Annotated in this window: 16 protein-coding genes; 8 read left to right on the top strand and 8 right to left on the bottom strand. The window is 71.5% G+C overall.

Annotated features, from left to right (window positions below):
• Nucleotides 1-17 precede the first annotated feature (17 nt).
• The 5 genes from ACFYQQ_RS30795 to ACFYQQ_RS30775 all read right to left on the bottom strand — a co-directional run bounded on the left by ACFYQQ_RS30795 (nucleotide 18) and on the right by ACFYQQ_RS30775 (nucleotide 5,867).
• The gene (locus ACFYQQ_RS30795; RefSeq protein WP_356165209.1) at nucleotides 18-1,040 is read right to left on the bottom strand and encodes an ABC transporter permease; all 1,023 of its coding nucleotides are present in this window, start codon (nucleotides 1,038-1,040) and stop codon (nucleotides 18-20) included.
• Nucleotides 1,037-1,999 (bottom strand): ABC transporter permease, encoded by a 963-nt coding sequence (locus tag ACFYQQ_RS30790; protein WP_356241681.1) that lies wholly within the window; start codon nucleotides 1,997-1,999, stop codon nucleotides 1,037-1,039. The genes ACFYQQ_RS30795 and ACFYQQ_RS30790 overlap by 4 nt, the downstream gene beginning before the upstream one ends.
• Nucleotides 1,992-3,611, bottom strand: coding sequence for a sugar ABC transporter ATP-binding protein (locus ACFYQQ_RS30785; RefSeq protein WP_388905935.1), 1,620 nt, complete (start codon nucleotides 3,609-3,611; stop codon nucleotides 1,992-1,994). Before ACFYQQ_RS30785 ends, ACFYQQ_RS30790 begins: the two co-directional genes overlap by 8 nt.
• 1 nt (nucleotide 3,612) lies before the next feature.
• Nucleotides 3,613-4,710 carry an ABC transporter substrate-binding protein gene (locus ACFYQQ_RS30780; protein ID WP_388905933.1) on the bottom strand — a complete coding sequence of 366 codons (1,098 nt, stop codon included), beginning with the start codon at nucleotides 4,708-4,710 and terminating at the stop codon, nucleotides 3,613-3,615.
• A gap of 143 nt (nucleotides 4,711-4,853) precedes the next feature.
• Nucleotides 4,854-5,867, bottom strand: a complete 1,014-nt coding sequence (locus ACFYQQ_RS30775) for a LacI family DNA-binding transcriptional regulator (protein WP_355784804.1) — start codon at nucleotides 5,865-5,867, stop codon at nucleotides 4,854-4,856.
• Nucleotides 5,868-6,025: 158 nt separating this feature from the next.
• Here ACFYQQ_RS30775 and ACFYQQ_RS30770 point away from each other — a divergent pair, with 158 nt between their 5' ends.
• The 5 genes from ACFYQQ_RS30770 to ACFYQQ_RS30750 all read left to right on the top strand — a co-directional run bounded on the left by ACFYQQ_RS30770 (nucleotide 6,026) and on the right by ACFYQQ_RS30750 (nucleotide 16,833).
• A complete protein-coding gene (locus tag ACFYQQ_RS30770; protein ID WP_356165221.1) occupies nucleotides 6,026-8,629 on the top strand; it encodes a PA14 domain-containing protein in 2,604 nt (867 codons plus the stop codon).
• Between the two features lie 168 nt (nucleotides 8,630-8,797).
• Nucleotides 8,798-11,185, top strand: coding sequence for an RICIN domain-containing protein (locus ACFYQQ_RS30765; protein WP_355791441.1), 2,388 nt, complete (start codon nucleotides 8,798-8,800; stop codon nucleotides 11,183-11,185).
• Nucleotides 11,186-11,321: 136 nt separating this feature from the next.
• Nucleotides 11,322-13,661 carry a GH92 family glycosyl hydrolase gene (locus ACFYQQ_RS30760; protein ID WP_356165226.1) on the top strand — a complete coding sequence of 780 codons (2,340 nt, stop codon included), beginning with the start codon at nucleotides 11,322-11,324 and terminating at the stop codon, nucleotides 13,659-13,661.
• A 155-nt stretch (nucleotides 13,662-13,816) separates the two neighbouring features.
• The gene (locus tag ACFYQQ_RS30755) at nucleotides 13,817-15,169 is read left to right on the top strand and encodes a wax ester/triacylglycerol synthase family O-acyltransferase (RefSeq protein ID WP_356165229.1); all 1,353 of its coding nucleotides are present in this window, start codon (nucleotides 13,817-13,819) and stop codon (nucleotides 15,167-15,169) included.
• Nucleotides 15,170-15,348: 179 nt separating this feature from the next.
• Nucleotides 15,349-16,833 (top strand): SDR family NAD(P)-dependent oxidoreductase, encoded by a 1,485-nt coding sequence (locus tag ACFYQQ_RS30750; RefSeq protein WP_355791639.1) that lies wholly within the window; start codon nucleotides 15,349-15,351, stop codon nucleotides 16,831-16,833.
• Between the two features lie 4 nt (nucleotides 16,834-16,837).
• On the opposite strand, the gene ACFYQQ_RS30745 is transcribed toward ACFYQQ_RS30750, so the two are convergent.
• Nucleotides 16,838-17,659 carry an SDR family oxidoreductase gene (locus ACFYQQ_RS30745; protein ID WP_356241669.1) on the bottom strand — a complete coding sequence of 274 codons (822 nt, stop codon included), beginning with the start codon at nucleotides 17,657-17,659 and terminating at the stop codon, nucleotides 16,838-16,840.
• A gap of 567 nt (nucleotides 17,660-18,226) precedes the next feature.
• Between ACFYQQ_RS30745 and ACFYQQ_RS30740 the strand changes: the two genes are divergently transcribed.
• Together ACFYQQ_RS30740 and ACFYQQ_RS30735 are read left to right on the top strand one after the other, a co-directional pair.
• Nucleotides 18,227-18,400, top strand: a complete 174-nt coding sequence (locus tag ACFYQQ_RS30740; RefSeq protein ID WP_355794534.1) for a hypothetical protein — start codon at nucleotides 18,227-18,229, stop codon at nucleotides 18,398-18,400.
• A 65-nt stretch (nucleotides 18,401-18,465) separates the two neighbouring features.
• Nucleotides 18,466-18,948 carry a GNAT family N-acetyltransferase gene (locus ACFYQQ_RS30735; RefSeq protein ID WP_355794532.1) on the top strand — a complete coding sequence of 161 codons (483 nt, stop codon included), beginning with the start codon at nucleotides 18,466-18,468 and terminating at the stop codon, nucleotides 18,946-18,948.
• Between the two features lie 21 nt (nucleotides 18,949-18,969).
• On the opposite strand, the gene ACFYQQ_RS30730 is transcribed toward ACFYQQ_RS30735, so the two are convergent.
• Together ACFYQQ_RS30730 and ACFYQQ_RS30725 are read right to left on the bottom strand one after the other, a co-directional pair.
• Nucleotides 18,970-20,325, bottom strand: a complete 1,356-nt coding sequence (locus ACFYQQ_RS30730) for an amidase (RefSeq protein ID WP_388905924.1) — start codon at nucleotides 20,323-20,325, stop codon at nucleotides 18,970-18,972.
• A gap of 182 nt (nucleotides 20,326-20,507) precedes the next feature.
• Nucleotides 20,508-21,551 carry a LacI family DNA-binding transcriptional regulator gene (locus ACFYQQ_RS30725; RefSeq protein WP_356165242.1) on the bottom strand — a complete coding sequence of 348 codons (1,044 nt, stop codon included), beginning with the start codon at nucleotides 21,549-21,551 and terminating at the stop codon, nucleotides 20,508-20,510.
• A gap of 246 nt (nucleotides 21,552-21,797) precedes the next feature.
• Between ACFYQQ_RS30725 and ACFYQQ_RS30720 the strand changes: the two genes are divergently transcribed.
• Nucleotides 21,798-23,090, top strand: a complete 1,293-nt coding sequence (locus ACFYQQ_RS30720; RefSeq protein WP_355781733.1) for a sugar ABC transporter substrate-binding protein — start codon at nucleotides 21,798-21,800, stop codon at nucleotides 23,088-23,090.
• Nucleotides 23,091-23,092: the final 2 nt, after the last annotated feature.

Genomic DNA, 23,092 nt, shown 5'->3' with positions numbered 1-23,092 from the left:
TGCGGCGGGCGCCGCTGTCACAGCACCCGCCGCCTGCGGCCCAGCCACGTCTGGGCGATCACCACGACCGCGAGGAACGCCCCGCTGACCACCTGCTGGTAGGCGGAGTCCAGCGAGCCGATCTGGTTGATGACGTTCTGGATGACCTTCAGGAGCAGGACGCCGACCAACGAGCCGCTGATGAACCCGAATCCGCCGGTGAGCAGCGTGCCGCCGATCACCACCGCCGAGATCGCCTCCAGCTCCATGCCGGACCCGAGGATCGTCACCCCCGACACCAGCCAGGCCGCGTTGAGGGCGCCAGCGAGTCCGGCGCACAGTCCGGACAGCGTGTAGACGGCGATCTTCGTACGGGCCACGGGGGCGCCCATCAGCGCCGCTGCGTCCTCGTTGCCGCCGACCGCGTACACGTACTGCCCGAAGCGGGTGCGCCGCAGCACGAGCGCGCCGAGGACGAACAGCGCGACGGTGATCCACACGGGCACGCCGATGCCGAGGATTGCGCCCTGGCCGAGCGTGGCGAAGAACGAGTCCGTGTCCACCCGGTAGGTCGTCGAGCCCTCGTCGGTGACCGCGAGGAGGATGCCGCGGGCGCCCAGCATCGCGGCCAGCGTGACGATGAAGGGGGCCAGCCGGGAGCGGGCGATCAGCAGCCCGTTGACCACGCCGATCAGCCCGCACACCGCCAGCGGGAGCAGCAGCGCGACCACCGTCCCGTACCGGGAGCCCCAGGCCGCGAGGACGCCGCCCAGCGCGAACAGCGAGCCCACCGACAGGTCGATGCCGCCGGTGATGATCACGAAGGTCATGCCGAGGGCGACCACGGCGAGGAACGCCGAGGACAGGGCCATGTTCCTGAGGTTGTCGCTGGTGAGGAAGGTGTCGAAGCCGATCGACGCGGCGATCATGGCGACGGCCAGGGTGACCAGGGCGCCGTGCTGCTGGGCGAAGGCGCTGAGCCGTTCGGAGCGGCCGGCGCCGGCCGGCTCCACCTCGGGGGCGGCCGGCGCGTGCGGGGGAGTGTCCACTTCGGTCGTCATCGCTTTCCCCGTTCCCTGGCCGCGTAGACGGCGAGGACGATCACCACGGCCTGGGCGATCTGGGTCCACGACGGCGGCAGATCGTGCTTGATGAGCGTGGTGGTGAGCAGCTGGATGAGGGCGGCGCCGGCGACGGTGCCGCCGATGCGGACCCGCCCCCCGCTCAGCGGGGTGCCGCCGACCACGACGGCGGTGATGGCGGACAGTTCCATCAGGTTGCCGAGGGAGGTGGGGTCGCTCGCGGTCAGGCGGGCGGTGGCCAGCACCCCGGCGATCGCGGCGAGGACGCCGGAGGCGACGTACACCAGGATCAGCACGCGGCGTACCGGCAGACCGGCGAGCCGGGCCGCGGGCCTGCTGTCGCCTATGGCCAGCAGCTGCCGGCCGAACGTCGTGCGCCGCATCACGAAGGCGACGAGCAGCGCGAGCGCGGCGGCGATCAGCACCAGGTACGGCACCCCCAGCACGGCGCCGGAGCCCAGCTCGGCCATGCCCGGGTCGCGGACGTCCTTGAGCTGGGGGAGCAGGACCAGGGCGAGTCCCCGGCCGGCGACCATCAGGGCGAGCGTCGCGACGATCGGCTGGACGCCCACGAAGGCGATCAGCGAGCCGGACGCGAGACCGATCACCGCACCGCCCACCAGCGCCGTCAGGGCCGCGACCCACGGCCCGTACCCGAGATACAGGGACAGCAGGGAGGTGGACAGGGCCATCACGGAGCCCACCGACAGGTCGACGCCCTCGCTGCCGATCGCCAGCGCCATGCCGAGCGCCACGATCAGCACCGGCGCCACCTGGACGGCCTGGGTGCGGAAGTTCTCGGCGGACAGGAAGTGCGGGGTGAAGGCCAGGTTCGCCAGGAGCAGGACGGCGACGCCCAGGTAGACGCCGTAGTCCTGGAGCAGGCGCAGCAGCCGGTCGCGGTCCGCGCTCACCCGGCCCAGGCTCAGGTCAGTCATCGTGTTCTCCGGTGCCGGGGGAGGCGGGCGGGGTCTTCTCGGGGCCGGTCGCGGCAGGCGGGCCGCCTGCCGCGACCACGGTCGCGGGGGCCGGTGTCGTGCGGGCGGTCGCGGCGGGCGCCGACGCGATGGCCCGCATCAGCCGCTCCTCGGTGACGGCGTCGCCGGTGAGCTCGTCGATCACCGCGCCGTCTTTCAGGACGATCACCCGGTCGCTGCCCTCGATGAGCTCCTCCGTGTCCGAGGAGATCAGCACCACGCCGAGGCCGTCGTCGGCCAGTTCGTCGATGAGGCGCTGCACCTCGGCCTTGGCCCCGACGTCGATGCCCCGGGTCGGCTCGTCCAGGAGCAGCACCTTGGGATGCATGGCCAGCCAGCGGGCCAGCAGGACCTTCTGCTGGTTGCCGCCCGACAGTTCGCCGACCTTCTGGTGCGGGCCCGCGGCCTTGATGCGCAGCCGCTTCATGAAGGTGTCGACGATCCGGTCCACGCGTGCCTCGTCCACCAGCCCGAACCGGGACAGCCCCGGCAGCGCGGCCAGCGCGATGTTCTCGCGGACCGAGAGCCCCGGCACGATGCCCTCCGCCTTGCGGTCCTCCGGCAGCAGGCTGATGCCGGCCCGGATCGCGGCGGGCGTCGAACCGGTGCGCACCGTCGCGCCCGCCACCACGACCCGCCCGGAGTCGACGGGCAGCGCGCCCGCGATGGCCTTAGCGGTCTCGCTGCGCCCCGATCCGAGCAGCCCGCCGAGCCCCACGACCTCGCCGGGCCGTACGCTCACGGACACCGACTGAAGGTGGTGGCGGACCGTCAGTTCCATTGCCTGCAAAACGGGTTCGGCCTGCGCGTCGTGGCCGCCGGTGAACTTGGTCAGCCCTTCGTCCCGTACGTCGCCGACGTCCCGTCCGAGCATGAGCGAGACGAGCCTGAGCCGGTCGAGGTCGGCCATCCGGCCGGTGTGCACGACCTTGCCGTCACGCAGCACGGTGACGGCGTCGCAGATCTCGTACAGCTCGTCGAGGCGGTGGCTGACGTAGATCACCGCGATCCCGCGTTCGCGCAGCATGCGGATCACCCCGAACAGGGTCCGCACCTCGCGGGGTTCGAGTGAGGAGGTCGGCTCGTCCATGACGACGACCCGGGCGTCGACCGACACCGCGCGGGCGAGGGCCACCATCTGCTGTGCGCCGACGCCCAGTTCGTGCAGCGGCCGGCGGACGTCGACCCGGATGCCGAGGCCGCGCAGTGCGTCGTCCGCCTCCCGGTGCATGCGGCGGAAGTCGATCAGGCCCAGCCGGCCGCGGGGTTCGCGGCCGAGCAGGAGGTTGCGGGCCACGCTCATCAGCGGGACGAGGTTGACCTCCTGGTAGATGGTGGAGATGCCCGCGTGCTGGGCCTGGAGCGGCGTGGCGAAGCGGACCGGGGAACCGTCGTAAACCACCTCGCCCTCGTCGGGACGGTAGACGCCGGTGAGGACCTTGATCAGGGTCGACTTGCCCGCGCCGTTCTCGCCGACGAGCGCGTGCACCTCCCCGGCGCGGGCCGTGAAGTCCACCTGGGACAGGGCCTTCACGCCGGGGAAGGTCTTGGACAGACCGGTCACCGACAGCATGTCAGTAGGCCTTGCCCAGGTCCGACTCGGCGTTGTCGGTGGTGTAGGCGCTGTCCTGGATGACGACGTCCTGCGCGACCTTGTCGCCCTTGGTGAAGGTGTCCAGGGTCTGGAAGGCGAGCGGCCCGAAGCGCGGGTTGGACTCGATGACCCCGTCGATCCAGCCGTCGACGATGCCCTGGACGGCGTTGCGGGTGCCGTCGATCGTCACGATCTTGACGGCGCCCGGCTTCTTCCCGGCACCCTTGAGGGCGTTGACGGCGCCCAGGCCCATCTCGTCGTTCTCGGCGTAGATACCGGTGATGCCGGGCTTGGACTGGATGAGGTTCTCGGTGACCGACTGGCCCTTCTCGCGCGCGAACTCACCGGTCTGCTTGAAGACGACCTTGAGACCGGGCGCCTTCTCCTTGACGCGGTCCTCGAAGCCCTTGGTGCGCTCGGTCGTCACGTTGTTGCCGGCCGCGCCGAGCAGGATGGCGATGTCGCCCTTGCCGCCGGTGGCCTCGATCATGCGGTCCGCGGCCCGTTTGCCCTGCTCGACGAAGTCCGAGCCGATGAAGCTCACGTAGTCCTTGCACGCGGTGGCGTTGATCTTGCGGTCGATGGTGACGATCGGGATGTGCTTGGCGGAGGCGGAGCGCAGCACCGGTTCCCAGCCGTCGGAGTTGAGCGGTGCGATGACCAGGAGGTCGGCGCCCTTGGCGATGAGGTCTTGGACGTCGCTGATCTGCTTGGAGAACTGCGACTGGGCGTTGGCCGTCAGCAGTTTCACGCCGCGCTTCTTGGCCTCGGCCTTGATGGAGGCCGTCTCCGCGATACGGAAGGGGTTGGCCTCCTTCTCGGACTGGGAGAAGCCGACGGTGGCGGTCTTGAGGTCGATCTTCTTGCCGCCGTAGGCGTCGATGGCGCAGGTCGGTCCGGAGCCGGCGTCGGGCGAGGCGACGACCTGGCCGGAGTCGCCCTGGCTGGTGGAGTTCTTGTCCTTCCCGTCGTCGTCCTCGGACTTGGCGCATCCGGAGACGAGCGCGAGGCTCGTGACGAGGCCGGTGGCGAGGAGGGTCCGGACGGAGGTGCGGCGGAGGAATGCGGTCGGCTTCATGGAGTCCCCAAACGGCGCGGCCCCGGCGCTGAGAGCGCTCCCGGGGATGTTCGGCTCTTGCGGTCAACTCTGCGTGCACGTCGTTCAGGGGAGGTTTTTACATCGTTGGAAGGAGGCTGTAAAGCCTTCTGTCCGAAATCCCGTCAGCGCCGGCCCAGCGTGCTCTCCCGCTCAACGAGCCTGAACTCGGCGGTGAGTTCACGCCCGCCGGGGTCCGTTCGGCCCGACAGGCTGCGCAGCAGCGAGGCCACGGCCATCCGCGCGATGGCCTGCTTGTCCGGCGAGATCGTGGTCAGCGTGACCGCCCCGAACCGGCCCTCGGCGATGTCGTCGAACCCGACCACCGCCACGTCCCACGGGACCCTCAGCCCGCGCTCGTGCAGCACTCTCATCGCACCGATCGCGACCAGGTCGTTGTACGCGAACACCGCGTCCGGGCGCACCCCCGAGTCCAGCACCCGGGCCATCGCGCGGGCGCCCTCGTCCCGGTCCCAGCCGCCGACCGGCACCACCAGCTCCTCGGGAGCGGGCACCCCGGCCGCCGCCAGCTCCGCGCGCCAGCCGGCGAGGCGCAGATGGGCGGGCCGGTTGGCCGAGTCGGTGCGGGCGCCCAGGTAGGCGATCCTCGTCCGCCCGCGGCTCAGCAGATGCCGAACGGCGGCGCGGGCCGCGGCCACGTTGTCGATGGCGATGTGGTCGTAGGGCAGGTCGTACTCCCGCTCGCCGAGCAGCACCAGCGGCACGTCGTCGGTGCGGGACCGCAGGTCCTCGGCCTCCAGCTCCAGCGGGCTCAGGATCAGACCGTCGATCACGTTGGCGCGGAAGCCCTGGCTGACCAGCACCTCCTGCTCACGGTCGCCGCGGGTGTGGTCGAGCAGCACGGTGAACTCGTGCTCGGCGGCGGCGTCGATGACGGCGCCGGCCAGCTCCGCGAAGTACGGGTTGCCGAGCTCGGGCACGGCCAGCGCGATGATGCCCGTACGGCCCTTGCGCAGGTGGCGAGCCGTCAGATTGGGGCGGTAGCCCAGCTCGTCGATGGCCTCCTGGACCTTGGCCCGCATGGCGGGAGTGACGTGCGGATAGTTGTTCACGACGTTCGAGACCGTCTTGATCGAGACGCCGGCGCGCTCCGCGACGTCCTTCAGGCTGACCCGCAAGGGATCTCCTCCGCATCGATGTACGCCCCTCTCACCGGGGCGTTTGTCATGACCCTGGACAGCGGCCGGGAGCCGTGCTCTCATGCCAACTGCCGTTCCTTCCAACGTTGTACAGACTGAAGCACCGAGCCGCCACCCTTCCTCAGCAAGGAGGATCCGTGCGCATCAGACGACTCAGAATCCGAATGGCCTTCCTGCTCGCGGCAACGCTCGGGATGGCGGGACTCACCGCCACCCCGGCCGCGACCGCCGCCGACGACCCCGTCGAGGTCCACGGGCTCAAGGGCGAGTACTACACCCAGTCCGCCCCCGGAGCCTTCGACTTCCACGAGCTCAAGGCCACCGGCTTCGACACCCACCTCGACTTCGACAACCTGGAGCCGCGCCTGGACTTCGCCACCGGACAGTCGGACGACGTCAACGTCCGCTGGACCGGCCGGATCGTGCCGGAGAAGACCGGCGCCCACACCTTCGCGATCACCGGCGACAACGGCTTCCGGCTGTGGATCGACGGGAAACCGGTCATCGACCACTGGGTCGACGACTGGGACCGCGAGCAGACCTCGGCCCCCGTGGACCTCACCGCCGGACGCGCCTACGACATCAAGGTCGAGTACTTCGAGCACTTCGGCGGCTCCAACCTCCACCTGCGCTGGACCGAACCCGGCGGCACCAAGGAGGCCGTGCCGCAGTCGGCGCTGCGCCTGCCCGCGGGCTACGACTACGACGGCGCCATCAGCACCACGGTCCTCAAGGACGGCCGCACGCTCCGCCTCGACTTCGCGCAGAAGCTGAAGGCACCGCCCGCCGGCCTCACCGACCACGTGGAGGCCGTCATCGGCGGCGCCAAGTGGCCGCTCGGCAAGGCCACGCTGGACCGGTCCGACCCCAAGGCCCTGAACATCGCGCTGAAGGAACCGGTCGTCGGCAACAAGACCGGCACCGCCCGCGGCACCGCGGACCTGCGCTACGACGGCCAGGGCGGCCTGCTCGGAGCCGACGGCAACGTTGTCAACGCGTTCTGGAGCAGCGGCCCCAACCACTCCACGTACGAACTGCGGACCAAGTGGGCGGACGACGTCGGGCCGCGCAACGCCCTGCCCGAGTACCCCCGGCCGCAGCTCACCCGCGACGCCTGGCGCAACCTCAACGGCTCGTGGCAGTTCGCCTCCGCCAAGGCGGGCGAGCAGCCGCCGGTGGGCCGGAACCTCGCCGAGAAGATCCTCGTCCCGTACCCGGTGGAGTCCCAGCTCTCCGGGATCGAACGGCACGAGGACCGCATGTGGTACCGCCGCACCTTCACCGTCCCGGCCGACTGGAAGGTCGGCTCCGGCAAGCGGCTGCGGCTCAACTTCGGCGCCGTCGACTGGCGGTCCGAGGTCTACGTGAACGGCACGAAGGTCGCCGAACACAAGGGCGGCTACGACAAGTTCAGCGCCGACATCACCGACGCGCTGAAGCCCGGCCGCACCCAGGAGCTGATCGTCGGCGTCTACGACCCGACCGACGCGCAGGGCGGCGAGAACCCGCCGGTGGGCAAGCAGCGCCTGGACCCGAGCGGCATCTGGTACACCCCGTCCTCCGGCATCTGGCAGACGGTGTGGATGGAGCCGGTCGCGGCGGACCACGTCGACGCGCTCAAGCTCGTCCCCGACGTGGCCAGGAGCCGGCTGACCGTCGAGACCGAGGGCGTCCGCGACGGACTCGCGGTCACGGCGACGGCGTACGCCGGGAAGCACAAGGTCGCCACGGTCCGGGGACGCACCGGGCAGCCGCTGGTCCTGAAGATCGACGACCCGCACCTGTGGTCGCCCGACGACCCGTTCCTGTACGACCTGAAGGTGAGCGTCGGCGGCGACCGCGTCGGCAGCTACTTCGGGATGCGGTCCATCGCCGTGGAGAAGGTGGGCGGCACCCCGCGCACCGTCCTCAACGGCAAGCCCGTCTTCATGATGGCCACCCTCGACCAGGGCTTCTGGCCGGACGGACTGCACACCGCCCCGACCGACGAGGCGCTCGCGTACGACCTGAAGCTGCACAAGCGGATGGGCTTCAACTCCGTCCGCAAGCACATCAAGGTGGAACCGGACCGCTGGTTCTACTGGGCCGACCGGCTCGGCCTGCTGGTGTGGCAGGACATGCCCGCCATGACAGCGGGCGTGAACCCGGACGCCGCGTCCCGCGCCGAGTACGAGCGCGAGATGAAGCAGATGATCGACGAGCACATCAGCAGCCCGTCGATCGTGATGTGGGTGACCTTCAACGAGGGCTGGGGCCAGTACGACGAGGCCCGCATCGCCGACCAGGCCAAGTCCTGGGACCCGACCCGGCTGGTCAACAGCATGTCGGGCATCAACCTCGGGGTCGACGGCGGCACCGGCGACATCATCGACGAGCACGGCTACCCGAGCCCGGCGCTGCCACCCCACCCGGACGGTGAACGGGCCCTGGTCAGCGGCGAGTACGGCGGTCTCGGCCTGGCGGTGCCCGGTCACGCCTGGTCGGTGCAGCAGTCGTACGTGGACGTGGACCCCTCGACGTACACGGACGACTACCTCGCCCGGCTCGCCGAGGTGCAGAAGCTGACCTGCAAGGGAGGCAACGGCGCCGTCTACACCCAGATCTCCGACGTGGAGGGCGAGTTGAACGGCCTGGTGACGTACGACCGCAAGGTGGTCAAGCCCGACGTGCGGCGGCTCAAGGCGGCCCATGAGGCGCTGATCGGCGGCGCGTCGCAGCCGGCGCCGGCGGGCTGCTCCTGACGGCGAGGGCGCTCACCGGGCGGCACCTCCCCGCCTCCCCGCCTCCCCGGTGAGCGTCCCGCCCCCGGCCCGCCGACGGGTCGACGGCACGGTCCGCCCTCCCACAGGGGCGGACCGTGCCCGACCGGCGCGGCCCCCGACCAGTCACCTCCCGACAGGAGCATCCCCATGCCCCTCGGCAGACGTCACTTCCTGCGGACCGGCTCCCTGACGCTGGGCGCGCTCGCCCTCGGCGCCACCGCGCCGGCCACCGCGGCCGGCCGGGCCGACGGTGTCCTGCCCGACGCCTTCACCCGGCTGCCACCCGGCAGCATCACCGCCCGCGGATGGCTCGACGGCCAGCTGCGGCTCCAACTCGCGGGCCTGTGCGGCCGCTACGCCGAGCGCTCGCACTTCCTCGACCCCGCCACGAGCGGCTGGACGCACCCGGAGAACGCCGGCTGGGAGGAACTCCCTTACTGGCTGCGCGGATACGTCCCCCTCGCCATCGCCACCCGGGACTCCGCGGCCCTCGACGCGGCCCGCCGCTGGATCGACGCGATCCTCGCCACCCAGCAGAGCGAGGGCTTCTTCGGCCCCCGCGCCCTGCGCACCTCGCTGAACGGGGGCCCCGACTTCTGGCCCTTCCTCCCGCTGCTCCAAGCCCTGCGCAGCTACGAGGAGTACGCGCACGACCGGCGCGTCGTGCCCTTCCTCACCCGCTTCCTGCGGTTCGTGAACGCCCAGGGACGCGGCGCGTTCGACACCAGCTGGGTCTCCCTGCGGTGGGGCGACGGCATCGACGTGGCCCTGTGGCTCCACCGCCGCACAGGGGACGCCTTCCTGCTCGACCTGGTCGACAAGATGCACGCCTACGGCGCCGACTGGACCGGCGAGCTGCCCACCCCGCACAACGTCAACATCGCGCAGGGCTTCCGTGAACCGGCCCAGTACGCCCAGTGCTCCGGAGCCGACGAGCTGACCCGGGCCACCTACCTTATGTACGACCAAGTCATGCGCGCCTACGGTCAGTTCCCCGGGGGCGGGATCGCCGGCGACGAGAACCTCAGGCCCGGCTTCGGCGACCCCCGGCAGGGCTTCGAGACCTGCGGAATCGTCGAGTTCATGGCCAGCCACGAGCTGCTCACCCGGATCACCGGCGACCCCGTCTGGGCGGACCGCTGCGAGGACCTCGCCTTCAACCTGCTGCCCGCCTCCCTCGACCCCGAGGGCCGCGCGGTGCACTACGTCACCAGCGCCAACAGCGTCGACCTGGACAACTCCCGCAAGACGCAAGGGCAGTTCCAGAACGGCTTCGCCATGCAGGCGTACCAGCCGGGCGTCGACCAGTACCGCTGCTGCCCGCACAACTACGGCATGGGCTGGCCCTACTTCACCGAGGAGCTGTGGCTGGCCACACCCGACCGGGGGCTGGCCGCCGCCATGTACGCACCCTGCCGGGTCGAGGCGCGGGTCGCCGGCGGCACGACCGTCACGGTGACCGAGGACACCGACTACCCCTTCGGCGAGACGGTCACCTTCACGATGGGCACCCCGCGCCGCGTCGCCTTCCCCCTGCTGCTGCGGATCCCGGGCTGGTGCACCACGCCCGCCCTCCAGGTGAACGGGCGCTCCGTGCCGGCCCCGAGCGGACCGGCGTTCGTCCGCGTCGACCGCACCTGGGCCGACGGCGACACCGTGACGCTGCGCCTGCCGCAGCGCACCACCCTGCGCACCTGGCACGGCAACCACGACTCCGTGAGCGTCGACCACGGACCCCTCACCTACGCGCTGCGGATCGGCGAGGAGTACGTCCGCACCGCCGGGAGCGAGACCTTTCCCGAGTACGACGTCCACGCCACCAGCCCCTGGAACTACGGCCTCGTACCCGGCGGTTCGCTCGACCTCCGGCGGGCGGACGGACCGGTCGCGGGCAATCCGTTCACCCACGCCACCAGCCCGGTCCGCATCACCGCGCAGGCGCGCCGCATCCCCGAATGGGTCGCGGACGACGAGCGGGTGGTCACGCCCCTCCAGCAGAGTCCGGCGCACAGCGACGCGCCCGTGGAGAGCGTCACGCTGATCCCGATGGGCGCGGCGCGGCTGCGGATCACGTCCTTCCCGACGGCCGCGCCGGAGGGGAAGCCGTGGACGCCGGAGCCCGCCTTCCGGCGCATCCAGAACAAGCACAGCGGGAAGGTGCTGGCGGTGGACAACATGTCCACGGTGAACAGCGCCCGGGTGGTCCAGTTCGACAACTCCGGTACGGGCGACCACGCGTGGCAGCGGATCGACCGGGGCGACGGCTGGTTCCTGGTCCGCAACGGCCACAGCGGCAAGGTGCTGGGGGTGGACGGCATGTCGACCGCGAACAGCGCCCGGGTGGTGCAGTTCGAGGACAACGGGACCGAGGACCACCTGTGGGCCTTCGATGACCGGGGCGACGGCTGGTTCCTGGTGCGCAACCGGCACAGCGGCAAGGTGCTGGGGGTGGACGGCATGTCGACGCAGAACAGCGCCCAGGTGGTGCAGTTCGAGGACAACGGCACGGACGACCACCTCTGGCGCTTCCTCTGACCTCGCACGACCGGGCTCGTCCGACCGACCGCGGGGCGGGCCCGGCCGCGACTCTTGACGAGTACACGTACACGACGAAGAATGAGCGCGCTGTGCGCTTGACAACGTTGTCCAAGCTGAGGAGGCGTTCCCGCCCATGAGATGGACCCAACGGCTACGCGGTGCGGGGATGGCGGTCGCCGCCGCCGCACTGCTCGGCGGCTCCCTCGCCGCACCGGCCGCCCAGGCGGCGGACCGGCAGGCCGGCCCGCTGACCGACCTGGTCAATCCCTTCATCGGTACGGAGAACGAGGGCAACACCTATCCGGGGGCCGCGGTCCCGTTCGGCATGGTGCAGTTCTCGCCGGACACCGGCCACAACACCGGCTACGACTACTCGCACGACCACATCCGCGGCTTCTCCCTCGTCCACCTGTCGGGCGTCGGCTGCGGCCTCGGCGGCGACCTGCCCGTGCTGCCGACGACCGGGGACGTCACGCGGACCGACTACGCCGCGTACCAGGCCGAGTTCGGCCACGACGACGAGAGCGCCACCCCCGGCTACTACCGGGTCGGCCTGAAGACCGGCATCGAGGCCGAGCTGACCGCCACGGAACGCACCGGCGTGCAGCGGTACACCTTCCCGGCGACCGACAAGGCCAACGTCCTGCTGAACGCGGGCCAGTCGCTGCACCGGGGGATCACCACCGAGGTCGAGATCCTCGACAACCGGACGGTGCGCACCGCGATCACCGGCAGCGGCTTCTGCCAGGACACGAAGCCCTACACCGTCTACACGGTCACCCGCTTCGACCGGCCCTTCGAGACCTCCGGCACCTGGAACGGCGACACCGTCACCACGGGTTCCAGGAAGTCGGTGAGCACCGGACGCAACGGCGCCTTCGTCCGCTTCGACACCACCGGCGACCGCACGGTCGAGGCGACCACCGCCCTGTCGTACGTGGACGCGCGGGGCGCCGCGCTCAACCTCCGCTCCGAGGGCGGCCGTTCCTTCGACGCGGTGCGCGCGGCGGCCCACCGTTCCTGGGAGGACCGGCTCGACGACGTACGGGTGAAGGGCGGCGGCGACACCCTGCGCCGCACGTTCTACTCCTCCCTGTACCGGTCGTTCCTCGCGCCCAACATCGGCAGCGACGCCGACGGCCGCTACACCGGCTGGGACCAGCGGATCCACCGCGCGAAGGGGTTCACGTACTACCAGAACTGGTCGCTGTGGGACACCTACCGCACCCAGTCGCAACTGCTGTCCCTGCTCGCGCCGCGTGAGGCCCGCGACATGGCGATCTCGGTCGTCAGGATCGACGAGGAGAGCGGCTGGCTGCCCAAGTGGGGCTACGGCACGGTCGAGACCAACATCATGACCGGCGACCCCGTCACCCCCTTCCTCACCAACGCCTACCAGCAGGGGCTGCTCAAGGGGTACGAGGAGCGGGCCTACCGCGCGCTGAGGAAGAACGCCGACGGGGTGCCGCCCGCCGACTCGCCCGCCGTCGGCCGCGAGGCCAACAAGGAGTACCTGGCGAACGGCTTCGCGCCCTACGTCAAGGGGCGCCCGCACGTGAAGCCCGGCGACTCGGACTACGACCACGGAGCGTCCGCGACCCTGGAGTACGCCCTGTCGGACGCCATGCTGGCCGAGATGGCGCGCGACCTCGGGCACGAGGCGGACGCCGCGCGTTACGCCGGACGGGCGCAGAACTACCGGAAGATCTTCGACGACTCGACCGGGTTCTTCCGCGCGCGGGACGCCGCCGGCGCCTTCACCGGACCGGAGGACCCGGCCCGGAGCGAGGGCTTCCACGAGGGCACGTCCTGGCAGTACCAGTGGCTCGTCCCGCAGGACCTGCCGGGCATGGTGGACCTGATCGGCGGCAAGCAGGCGGCCAATGAACGGCTCGACTCGTTCTTCGCCTACGAGGAGCTGCTGAAGGACCCCGCGAAGACGGCACGCGAGGTGTGGGTCAACGGTCCCTACGACTACTACAACGCCGACAAGTACAACCCGCAGAACGAGCCGGACCTGATCGCCCCGTACACGTACCTGTCCACGGGTGAGCCGTGGAAGACCACGGACGTGGTGCACGCGGCGCTCACCCTGTTCACCGACACGCCGACCGGCATGACGGGCAACGACGACCTGGGCACGATGTCCGCCTGGAACGTCCTGTCGTCCATCGGTGTCTTCCCGGTGCAGCCCGGCTACGACAGCTGGGGCCTGTCCACCCCCGTCTTCGAGCGGGTCGACCTCACCCTGGACCGGCGCTACTACCCGCGCGGCGCCCTCACGGTGACGGCGCCGGGTACCTCCGACGACGCCCGGTACATCCAGTCGGCGCGCGTGGACGGCGACGGCTACGACCGCACGTATCTGACGACGGACGGGCTGCGCGACATGCGCTCGCTCGCCTTCACCGTCGGCACCGAACCGTCCGGATGGGGGACGTCCGAAGAGGCGGCACCGCCCGCCCTGAACTGACCCCGCACACCTCCCGCGGCGCCTGCGTCCCGCCCCTCCTCGAGGGGCGGGACGTAATCTGCTGTTAACTGAGCGTAGCTTGATCGTACTTGACCGTAATCGCCTGTCAGGGGTTGACTGCTTGTGCACCCGTCCGTCGACGCGAGAGCAAGCCTTTGACCTCTGACCTGCTCGCACCCCTCGACCTGGCGTTCTGGAACATCGAGTCCGCCGAGCACCCCATGCACCTCGGTGCCCTCGGGGTCTTCGCGGCCCGCTCGCCCACCGCGGGCGCGCACGCGGCGGACCTCCTCGCGTCCCGCGCGGCCGCCGTGCCGGGGCTGCGCATGCGGATCCGCGACCTGTGGCAGCCGCTCTCCTTCCCGCTCGCCTTCGGCGGGGCGACGCGCGAGCCCGTGCCCGACTTCGACCCGCTGCAACACGTTCGGCTGCACGCGCCCACGGCGGATTTCCACACGGTCGCGGGCAGGCTCATGGAACGCCCGCTCGAACGCGGCCGGCCGCCGTGGGAGGCCCACGTGCTGCCCGGCGAGGACGGGGTGTCGTTCGCCGTCCTCTTCAAGTTCCACCACGCCCTCGCCGACGGGCTGCGTGCGCTCATGCTCGGCGCCGCCCTGATGGACCCGACGGACATGCCGGAACCCCGGCCGCGCCCCGCCGCGCCCGCCCGGAGCCTGCTCCCCGACGTGCGCGAGCTGCCCGGACTCCTCCGCGGCACCCTTTCCGACCTGGGCCGGGCCCTCGACATCGGCGCGTCCGTCGCCCGCGCCACCTGGGACGTCCGCTCCTCGCCCGCCCTGACCTCCGAGGCCACCGGCACCCGCCGCACCGCGGGCGTCGTCATCGACCTCGACGAGGTGCACCGCGTCCGCAAGAGCGTGGGCGGCACCGTGAACGACGTCCTCATCGCGGTCGTGGCCGGCGCGCTGCGGCGCTGGCTCGACGAGCGGGGCGACGGCAGCGAGGGCGTCACGCCCCGGGCGCTGATCCCGGTGTCCAGGCGGCGCCCGCGCACCGCCCACCCGCAGGGCAACCGCCTGTCGGGCTACCTCATACGGCTCCCGGTCGACGACCCCGACCCGCTCGGCCGGCTGCGCGCGGTGCGCACGGCCATGGACCGGAACAAGGACGCCGGACCACACCGGGGCGCGGGAGCCGTCGCGCTGCTCGCCGACCACGTGCCGCCCCTCGGGCACCGGCTCAGCGGACCCGTTGTCGGCCAGGCGGCCCGGCTGCTCTTCGACATCCTCGTCACCAGCGTGCCGCTGCCCAGCCTCGGCCTGCGACTCGGCGGCTGCCCGCTCACCGCCGTCTTCCCGCTCGCGCCCCTGGCGCGCGGGCAGTCCCTGGCGGTCGCCGTCTCGACGTTCCGCGGGCGCGTCCACTACGGGCTGGTCGCCGACGCGAAGGCCGTGCCCGACCTGGAGGTGCTGGCCCGCGCCCTGCACGAGGAGATCGCCGAACTCGTCGAGGCGAGCGCGCCCAGGGCCGCTGACGGCCGGAGCTGACCTCTCGCGGGGGCCCCGCGCGCAGGCGGGTGACATGCGGCCATTTTGCTGACACCCGCCGCGTCAGTATGCTCGCGAGCTGGCGGGATGTATCGAGCAGCGTATAGGGTGCCGCCTTTTGGGAACCGCCGCGGCCGTCCGGGCACGCGTGCACGAGTGACACGAGGAACACAGCGGCGATGACGGTGACAGAGGACAGCCAGGCGGGTGCCACGGACATCGCGGAGGTGTCATGGGGCCCGGGCGTCGACCCGGAACGTCTCGCCGTCTGCCTGAGCGTGCTCGAAGAACTCGACAAGCTGGACGTCGACCACCCCGACGCCATCGCGGTGCGCCGCGCGACCGCGGGCATCTACCGCACGGTCAAACAGCGCCGCCGCCAGGAGCGCCGGGCCGCCAAGACCGCCCACGACAAGGCGGTCACCGAGTCCACGGCCACCGGCTCCGCCCAGCGCATCGACGACGAGACGGAAGGCATCCTGCCTTCGTCCGTGACGGACGCCGGCGAGATCGCCGGGGTGCTCCAGCGCCCGCGCTCCTGCTACATCTGCAAGACGCGCTACGTCGAGGTCGACTACTTCTACCACCAGCTCTGCCAGCCCTGCGCCGCCGAGAACCGCTCGCGGCGTGAGGCCCGCGCCGACCTCTCGGGCAAGCGCGCCCTGCTCACCGGCGGCCGCGCCAAGATCGGCATGTACATCGCGCTGCGGTTGCTGCGCGACGGCGCCCACACCACGATCACCACGCGGTTCCCGAACGACGCCATCCGCCGCTTCAAGGCCATGCCCGACAGCGACGAGTGGATCGGCCGGCTGAAGATCGTCGGCATCGACCTGCGCGACCCCGCCCAGGTCGTCGCCCTGGCCGACTCGGTCGCCGCGGAGGGCCCCCTCGACATCCTGATCAACAACGCGGCCCAGACCGTACGCCGTTCCCCGGGCGCCTACAGCGAGCTGTTGGCCGCCGAGTCGGGGCCGCTGCCCGCCGGTGAGCTGCCCCCGGCCGAGGTCATCGGCACCTTCGGCTCCGGTGCCGTCTCCGCGCTCCCCGTCGCCGGCGGGGGCGCCCTCACCGCGCAGGACGTGACCGACCTCGCGCTGGTCTCCGGCTCCGCCTCCCTGGAGCGGATCGCGGCCGGCACGGCGATCGACGCCGGTGGCCTGGTGCCCGACCTGCACGACACCAACAGCTGGATCCAGTCCGTCGAGGAGGTCACGCCGGTCGAGCTCCTCGAGGTCCAGCTCTGCAACTCCACGGCGCCGTTCATCCTCATCAGCCGCCTTCGCGCGGCGATGGCGGCGTCGCGGGCCGAGCGGACCTACATCGTGAACGTCTCCGCGATGGAGGGCGTCTTCAACCGCGGCTACAAGGGCGCGGGCCACCCGCACACCAACATGGCCAAGGCCGCCCTGAACATGCTCACCCGCACCAGCGCCCAGGAGATGTTCCAGAAGGACGGCATCCTGATGACCGCCGTGGACACCGGCTGGATCACTGACGAGCGCCCGCACCCCGACAAGATGCGGCTCGCGGACGAGGGCTTCCACGCCCCGCTCGACCTCATCGACGGCGCGGCCCGCGTGTACGACCCCATCGTCCGCGGCGAGCAGGGCGAGGACCTGTACGGCGTCTTCCTGAAGGACTACGCGCCGGGCAAGTGGTAAGTCCTCAGGGCTGACGCGGGGCGCGGTCCCGCAGGCGCTCGTGGACGGCGTACGCCGCCGGGTCGGGCCGCGCCGGCCGGTACGCCGCCCGGACCCGCGTCCCGCCGTCCACCAGCAGGTCCGCGCCCGTGATCCAGTCCGCGGCGTCCGAGGCCAGCCACACCACGGCGCGGGCGACGTCCGCCGGTTCGCCGACGCGGCCGAGCGGGAGGCCCGCGGCGATCTCCTCCTCGGAGTCCTCCCAGACGAAGCGGGCAAGCTCGGTCCTGACGAGGCCGGGGGAGACGGAGTTGACCCGGACCCGGGGCGCGAGTTCGCCCGCGAGCTGCCGGGTGAGGTGCAGGAGCGCCGCCTTGCTGGTGCCGTACGCCCCCACGTGCGGGCCGGGATGGACGGCGCCCTCGGTGCAGACGTTGACCACCGAGCCGCCGTGCTCGCGCATCCACAGCCGCCAGGCGCACCGCACGAGCCGCAGCGGCGCCTCCACGTTGACCGTGAACGCCTCGCGCCAGCGGTCCGGGTCGGCGTCCATCAGGGGGCCGTACGGTTCGTTGGTCGCGGCGTTGTTCACCACGACGTCCAGGCGTCCGAACTCCCGCAGCGCCAGCTCCGTCAGCGCCGCCAGGTGCGCGGGGTCCGCGACCGTGCCCGGCAGACCGACGGCGCCCAGCTCCTCGCAGGTCCGCCGCAGCCCGTCCGGGTCCCGTGCCGTGACGCACAGCCGTGCCCCCGCGCGCGCGAACTCCTCGGCGACCGCCCGCCCGATCCCGCGGGAGGCACCGGTGACGAGGACGGCCCTGCCGTCGAGTCCGTACGGCCGCGTCATCCGCGTACCGTCTCATGACGGACCGTCAGACAACAGGGCGCCGGCCGTCCCGCTGTCGTCCGGCGGGCTGTGCCGGCGGCGGTCCGCCGGGCCCGCCGGGACGGCCCTGCGCGCCTGCGGTAGGGCCCAGTTCCGTGCCCGCCCGTCCCGGTCGTCCGGCTTGTTCTGTCCGGGTTCCTCTGTCCCGCAGATGTGTTCTGTCCCGCAATTTCTTTCGCCCGCTGGGCCGAACGGGTGGCGGCGAATCGGGGCAGCATGTTTCAAATCACCGCGTATCGTGGGTGGATGGACGCTGAACGACTCAGGACGGTTACCTCGTGTTTTCAGCCCCATCGAGCGGACGTCCGCTCATCTGGCTACTCTGTAGCCGACGGACAGACAGCCTGGGTCCCACCCACACCCACGGTCCGTCCCGGGACATGCCGGTCATCACGGCCTGCTCTCTCGCGAGTTACCGGCGCCACCGCGTCCGAACTGCTTCGACTCAGACCCGAGCGGGCGTCAGGCGCGCAGCAGCACACTGAGCCAGTACGTCCCGAGGGTGACCCGACACATAAGGAGTGCGCGGTGACACCGGACAAAACGAACCTCGATCAACGTTCCAAGGAACGCCTGGAGCGAGCGGGCCTGCCCGAGAAGAAGCTCGGCAGCCTCGACGTGTGGGCCAGGTCCGCCCCGATCCGCCTCGCGGGCTACGAGGAAGACCTCGCGGAGCCCCATATCCTGCCCAGCGTGGACTGACCACCCCGCGCCTCGCGGGGACCCGTCCCGACAGCTGACGGCATGGGCGTGCAACACTCACGCCCATGCTGATCAGAGAAGCCGCGGCCGACGACTGGCCGCGGATCTGGCCGTTCTGGCACCGGATCGTCTCCGCCGGCGAGACCTACGCCTGGGACCCGCACACCTCCGAGGAGGACGCCCGCGCTCTGTGGACGGCCCCCGGCAAGCGGGTGTACGTCGTCGAGGACGACGCCGGCGCCGTCGTCGCGTCCGCCTACGTCACGCCCAACTACGGCGGCCCCGCCGCCCGTATCGCCAACGCCGGCTTCATGGTCGACCCCGACCGGTCCGGCCAGGGGTTCGGCCGCGCGCTCGCCGAGCACCTCCTCGCCGCCGCGAAGGCGGACGGCTACCGCGCCATGGTCTTCAACGCAGTGGTGGAGACCAACCCCGCCGTCGGGCTGTGGACTTCGCTCGGCTTCACGATCCTCGGCACCGTGCCCGACGCCTACGAGCACGCCCGGCACGGCCTGGTGGGACTGCACATCATGTACAAGGCCCTCTGACTCCGCGGCCGCCCGCCCCGCTCACTCGTCGAGCGGTGCCGTACGCCGCCACGGCCGCAGCGCCTCCAACCGCCCGGCCACGTCGAGCAGTACGCCCTCCGAACCCGGCCGCGCCACGAGCTGGACGGCGCACGGTGCCCCCGAGGGCAGCGTGCCGAACGGGACGGACATCGCGGGCCAGCCGGTCAGGTTCCACGGCGGTGTCAGCGGCGAACAGGCGGTGTTGGCCAGCAGGTTGCGCAGCCAGCCCCGCTCGTGCCAGGCCGCCGCGGCCGGTCCGCGCCGGGCGAGTGCCGGGGTCAGCAGCACGTCGTGCTCCGCGAAGAACGGCTCCAGCCGGCGGCGCAGTTCCTCGCGCCGGTCGCCGGCGCGCACGCTCCGCACGAACCGGCGTCCCACGGCGGCGTGGACCCGGGTGCGCCGGGCGAGCCGCCGCGGGTCGAGGTCCTCGGCGTCCACGGCGGTGCCCGCCGTCCAGTGGGCGAGCGCGGTGGTTCCGAGCCACCACGGGTACGGCGGGTCCGCGGGCCGTACCCGGTGACCGGCCCCGGCCAGCAGTTCGGCGGCCTCCCGTGCCGCCGTCGTATACGGCCGGGTGACGCTCACGCCGAGGAGCGGACTGCGCAGGGAGAGGGCGATACTCGGGCCCGCCGCGTCGCTGCCGCCGGGCGCCGCGCCCGCGTCCGGGCCGGCGAGGACCGCGAGCATCAGGCGGGCGTCCTCGACGGTGGTCGCGAGCGGCCCGTTCTCCGACATGCCGAACCAGTCGCCGTGCCCGATGCCGGCCGGGACCACCCCGAAACCGGGCTTCAGCCCGACGAGACCGCAGTGGGCGGCCGGGATCCGCAGCGAGCCCATCCCGTCGTTGCCGAGCGCCAGCGGGACCAGGCCGGCCGCGACCGCCGCCGCGCTGCCGCCCGACGAGCCGCCCGCCGTGCGCGAGAGGTCCCAGGGGTTGCGCGCGATGCCGTGCACCCCGTCCGTGGTCCCGAAGACGCAGAGCTCCGGCACGTTCGTCAGGCCCACCACGACGGCGCCCGCCGCGCGCAGCCGGGCCACGGTCACGTGGTCCTCGTCGGCCAGGGTCGCCGGCGTCGCCGCGCTGCCGTTGCGGGTCGCCTCACCACGTACGGCGAGGTTGTCCTTGACCGCCACCGGGACCCCCGCCAGGGGGAGTCCGGCCAGGTCGGGGCGGGAGCCGACCTCGTCGGCCTCGGCCAGTGCCGCCTGGACGCGCACCGTCCGGAAGGCGCCGATCCGGGAGTCGAGACGCTCGATCCGCGCGAGGTGCCAGGCCACCACCTCGCGGGGCGTCACCCGCTTCTCGCGTACGGCGGCGGCTGTCTCGACGGCGGTCCGGCCGGCCCAGCTGGTCACGGGCGCTCCTTGTCGGTACGTGCGCCGCGCGGCGGGCACGGAGGGGCCCGCTCGCTGCGCACGGCGGGCTTACTCGCGAGTAGTAAGGAGCACTGTGCCCGCAGAGGAGGCCGCGCGTCGAGAGGTGACGGCGACGAATCCGGACGACGCGTGCCCGCCGTCCGAGCGCCGCCGCCGGGACGTCACTCCGGGCAGGGCCCTGTGCTGTCCCGCTCGATCAGCCGGGGCACCGGGACCTGCACCGTGCGCGCCGGGCCACCGTCCAGCAGCGCCGTCAGCTCCTGCGCCGCCGTCCTGCCGAACTCCACGGTGTCGCGGGAGAGCGCCGACAGCCACGGCTTGACCATGCGGCACAGCGCGGAGTCCTCCCAGGCCACCACCGACACGTCCCCCGGCACCGAGAAGCCGAGCTCGGCCGCGGCGGCCACTCCGGCGACCGCCATCACGTCGTTGTCGTAGACCAGCGCGGTCGGCGGGGTGTCCTGCTCCAGGACGCGGCGCGTGACGGCCGCGCCCTGCGCGTCCGAGTAGTCCGTGGTCACCGAGCGGACCTCACGCAGGTCGCGCCGGGCGGCCTCGGCGCGCAGCGTGCGGATCCGGCGCTCGGTGTGGGCGAGGCCCGGCAGACCCGCGATGTGCGCGATCCGGCGGTGCCCGAGCGAGTGCAGCTCGCCGACGACGGCGGCCATCGCGCCGGCGTCGTCCGCCCACACGACGGACAGCCCGGGGTGCCGTGCGTCGGGGACGCCGCCGATGACCACGGCGGGCAGGCCCAGCTCGTCGAGGAGGTCCGGCCGGGGATCGTCGGTGCGCGGATCGACGACCAGGACGCCGTCCACACGATGCTCGGCCCACCACCGCCGGTACACCGCGCACTCGGCGTCCACGTCCTCCACCACCTGGAAGAGCAGGCCGAGATGACGCTCGGCCAGCACTTCCTGGATGCCCGAGATCAACTGCAGGAAGAAGGAGTCCACCCCGAGTGTGTCCGCCGGGCGGGCCACCACCAGGCCGACCGTCGCCGTGCCCTCGCCGGAGAGCTGCCGTGCCGCCGTGCTGGGCCGCCAGCCCAGCTGTTCGGCCACCCGACGCACCCGGTCGCGGGTGACCTCGGAGACTCCCGGCCGGTCGTTCAGCGCGAAGGAGACCGCGCTCTCGGAGACGCCGGCCCGCTGCGCGATGTCCTTCATCGTCGGCCGGCGCGCCGGGGATCGCTTCGCTGACACACCTGGCCCCTTTCCCATGGCTTGCGGGCGACAGCGTACCGCAGACGTGCACGCACTAAAGCGCTTGAGTGATCACGAGCTAAAGCGCATTAGTGGCTGGTTGTAGTTCCGCTTCCACGCGTCTCTGACCTGCTGCTTTATGGGCGCTTCGAATTTACTGCGGGCTAATGCATTGACTTCCCGTGGAACCTGCGTGCAAGGTCTGCGACGGCACCCGTTCATCCCCCCTGCGAAGGAGCCCCTTCCGTGCGTATCTCCCGCAGAGCCCTCGCTGTCGCCGCCACCGTCGCCGTCGTCCTGCCGCTGAGCGCCTGCGGCTCCGGGGACGACGGCAGTGGCTCGACGGACGCCTCCGGCAAGATCGAAGGCGACATCACGTTCCAGACCTGGAACCTCAGGGCCAACTTCAAGCCGTACTTCGAGGGCGTGATCGCCGACTTCGAGAAGAAGTACCCCGGCACGCACGTCAAGTGGGTCGACCAGCCCGCCGAGGGCTACGCCGACAAGATCAGCGCGGACGCGGCCGGCGGCACCCTGCCCGACGTCGTCAACGTCTCGCCCGACCTCGTCGCCCCGCTGGCCAAGGCGGGCCTCGCGCTCGACCTCGACAAGGCGGCCGCGAAGTACAAGAAGGAGTATCTCGACGGCGCCTGGGCCAGCCATCGGATACCGGGCATGACCGGCACGTACGCGTTCCCCTGGTACCTGAACACCGGCCCGCTCTTCTACAACAAGAGCCTCTTCGAGCAGGCCGGGCTCGACGCCTCGAAGCCGCCGAAGACGTACGACGAACTCTTCGCCGACGCCCTCCGGTTGGCGAAGAAGAGCAAGGGCAAGGTGGCCACGCTGGCCAACGTGCCCACCATCGAGGACTTCGGGCGCTACGGCGTCCAGCTGATGAACAAGGAAGGCACCGCCTTCGCGTTCAACGACGCCAAGGGGGTCGAACTCCTCACCAAGTACAAGGAGTTGTACGACGCCAAGGCGCTCGACTCGCAGGCGCTCACCGCGACCCCCGAGTCCTCGGGCAAGAAGTTCCTCACCGGGGCCGTCGCCATGAACCCCGGCAGTGCCCTGGACCTCGGCAACTTCAAGAAGCAGGCGCCGAACCTCTACAAGAACATCGGCATCACGGACCAGATCACCAGCACCGGCAAGGTCAACATGTACGTCATGGGCGTGATGGTGAACTCGCGCACCAAGGAGAAGCCGGCCGCGGTCGCCTTCGCGCACTACGTCACCGACGCGAAGAACCAGATGTCCTTCGCCAAGAAGGTCGCGATCTTCCCGAGCACCGCCGGCTCGCTCGACGACCCGTACTTCACCGAGCAGGACGGCACCGACGAGACCCGGGTGCGCGTCGCCGCCGCGCAGTCCCTGAAGAACGCCGTCAACTACACGCCGGTGCTGTTCAGCGAACAGATGAAGACCGCGCTGCGCAACGAGGTCGCCAAGGCGCTCCAGGGCAAGCAGAGCCCGAAAGCAGCTCTTGACAACGCTGTCAAGGCCTGCGACCGGCTCCTCCAGCAGCAGGGCTGAAC

It is taken from the genome of Streptomyces sp. NPDC005496, assembly GCF_042872045.1.
Classification (GTDB): domain Bacteria; phylum Actinomycetota; class Actinomycetes; order Streptomycetales; family Streptomycetaceae; genus Streptomyces.
This window is presented reverse-complemented; position numbering and strand designations above follow the sequence as displayed.

Coding starts and splice junctions, on each gene's coding strand:
- ACFYQQ_RS30795 (WP_356165209.1), bottom strand. CDS start 1,040: ATGACGACCGAAGTGGACACTCCCCCGCACGCGCCGGCCGCCCCCGAG.
- ACFYQQ_RS30790 (WP_356241681.1), bottom strand. CDS start 1,999: ATGACTGACCTGAGCCTGGGCCGGGTGAGCGCGGACCGCGACCGGCTG.
- ACFYQQ_RS30785 (WP_388905935.1), bottom strand. CDS start 3,611: ATGCTGTCGGTGACCGGTCTGTCCAAGACCTTCCCCGGCGTGAAGGCC.
- ACFYQQ_RS30780 (WP_388905933.1), bottom strand. CDS start 4,710: ATGAAGCCGACCGCATTCCTCCGCCGCACCTCCGTCCGGACCCTCCTC.
- ACFYQQ_RS30765 (WP_355791441.1), top strand. CDS start 8,798: ATGCCCCTCGGCAGACGTCACTTCCTGCGGACCGGCTCCCTGACGCTG.
- ACFYQQ_RS30760 (WP_356165226.1), top strand. CDS start 11,322: ATGAGATGGACCCAACGGCTACGCGGTGCGGGGATGGCGGTCGCCGCC.
- ACFYQQ_RS30750 (WP_355791639.1), top strand. CDS start 15,349: ATGACGGTGACAGAGGACAGCCAGGCGGGTGCCACGGACATCGCGGAG.
- ACFYQQ_RS30745 (WP_356241669.1), bottom strand. CDS start 17,659: ATGACGCGGCCGTACGGACTCGACGGCAGGGCCGTCCTCGTCACCGGT.
- ACFYQQ_RS30735 (WP_355794532.1), top strand. CDS start 18,466: ATGCTGATCAGAGAAGCCGCGGCCGACGACTGGCCGCGGATCTGGCCG.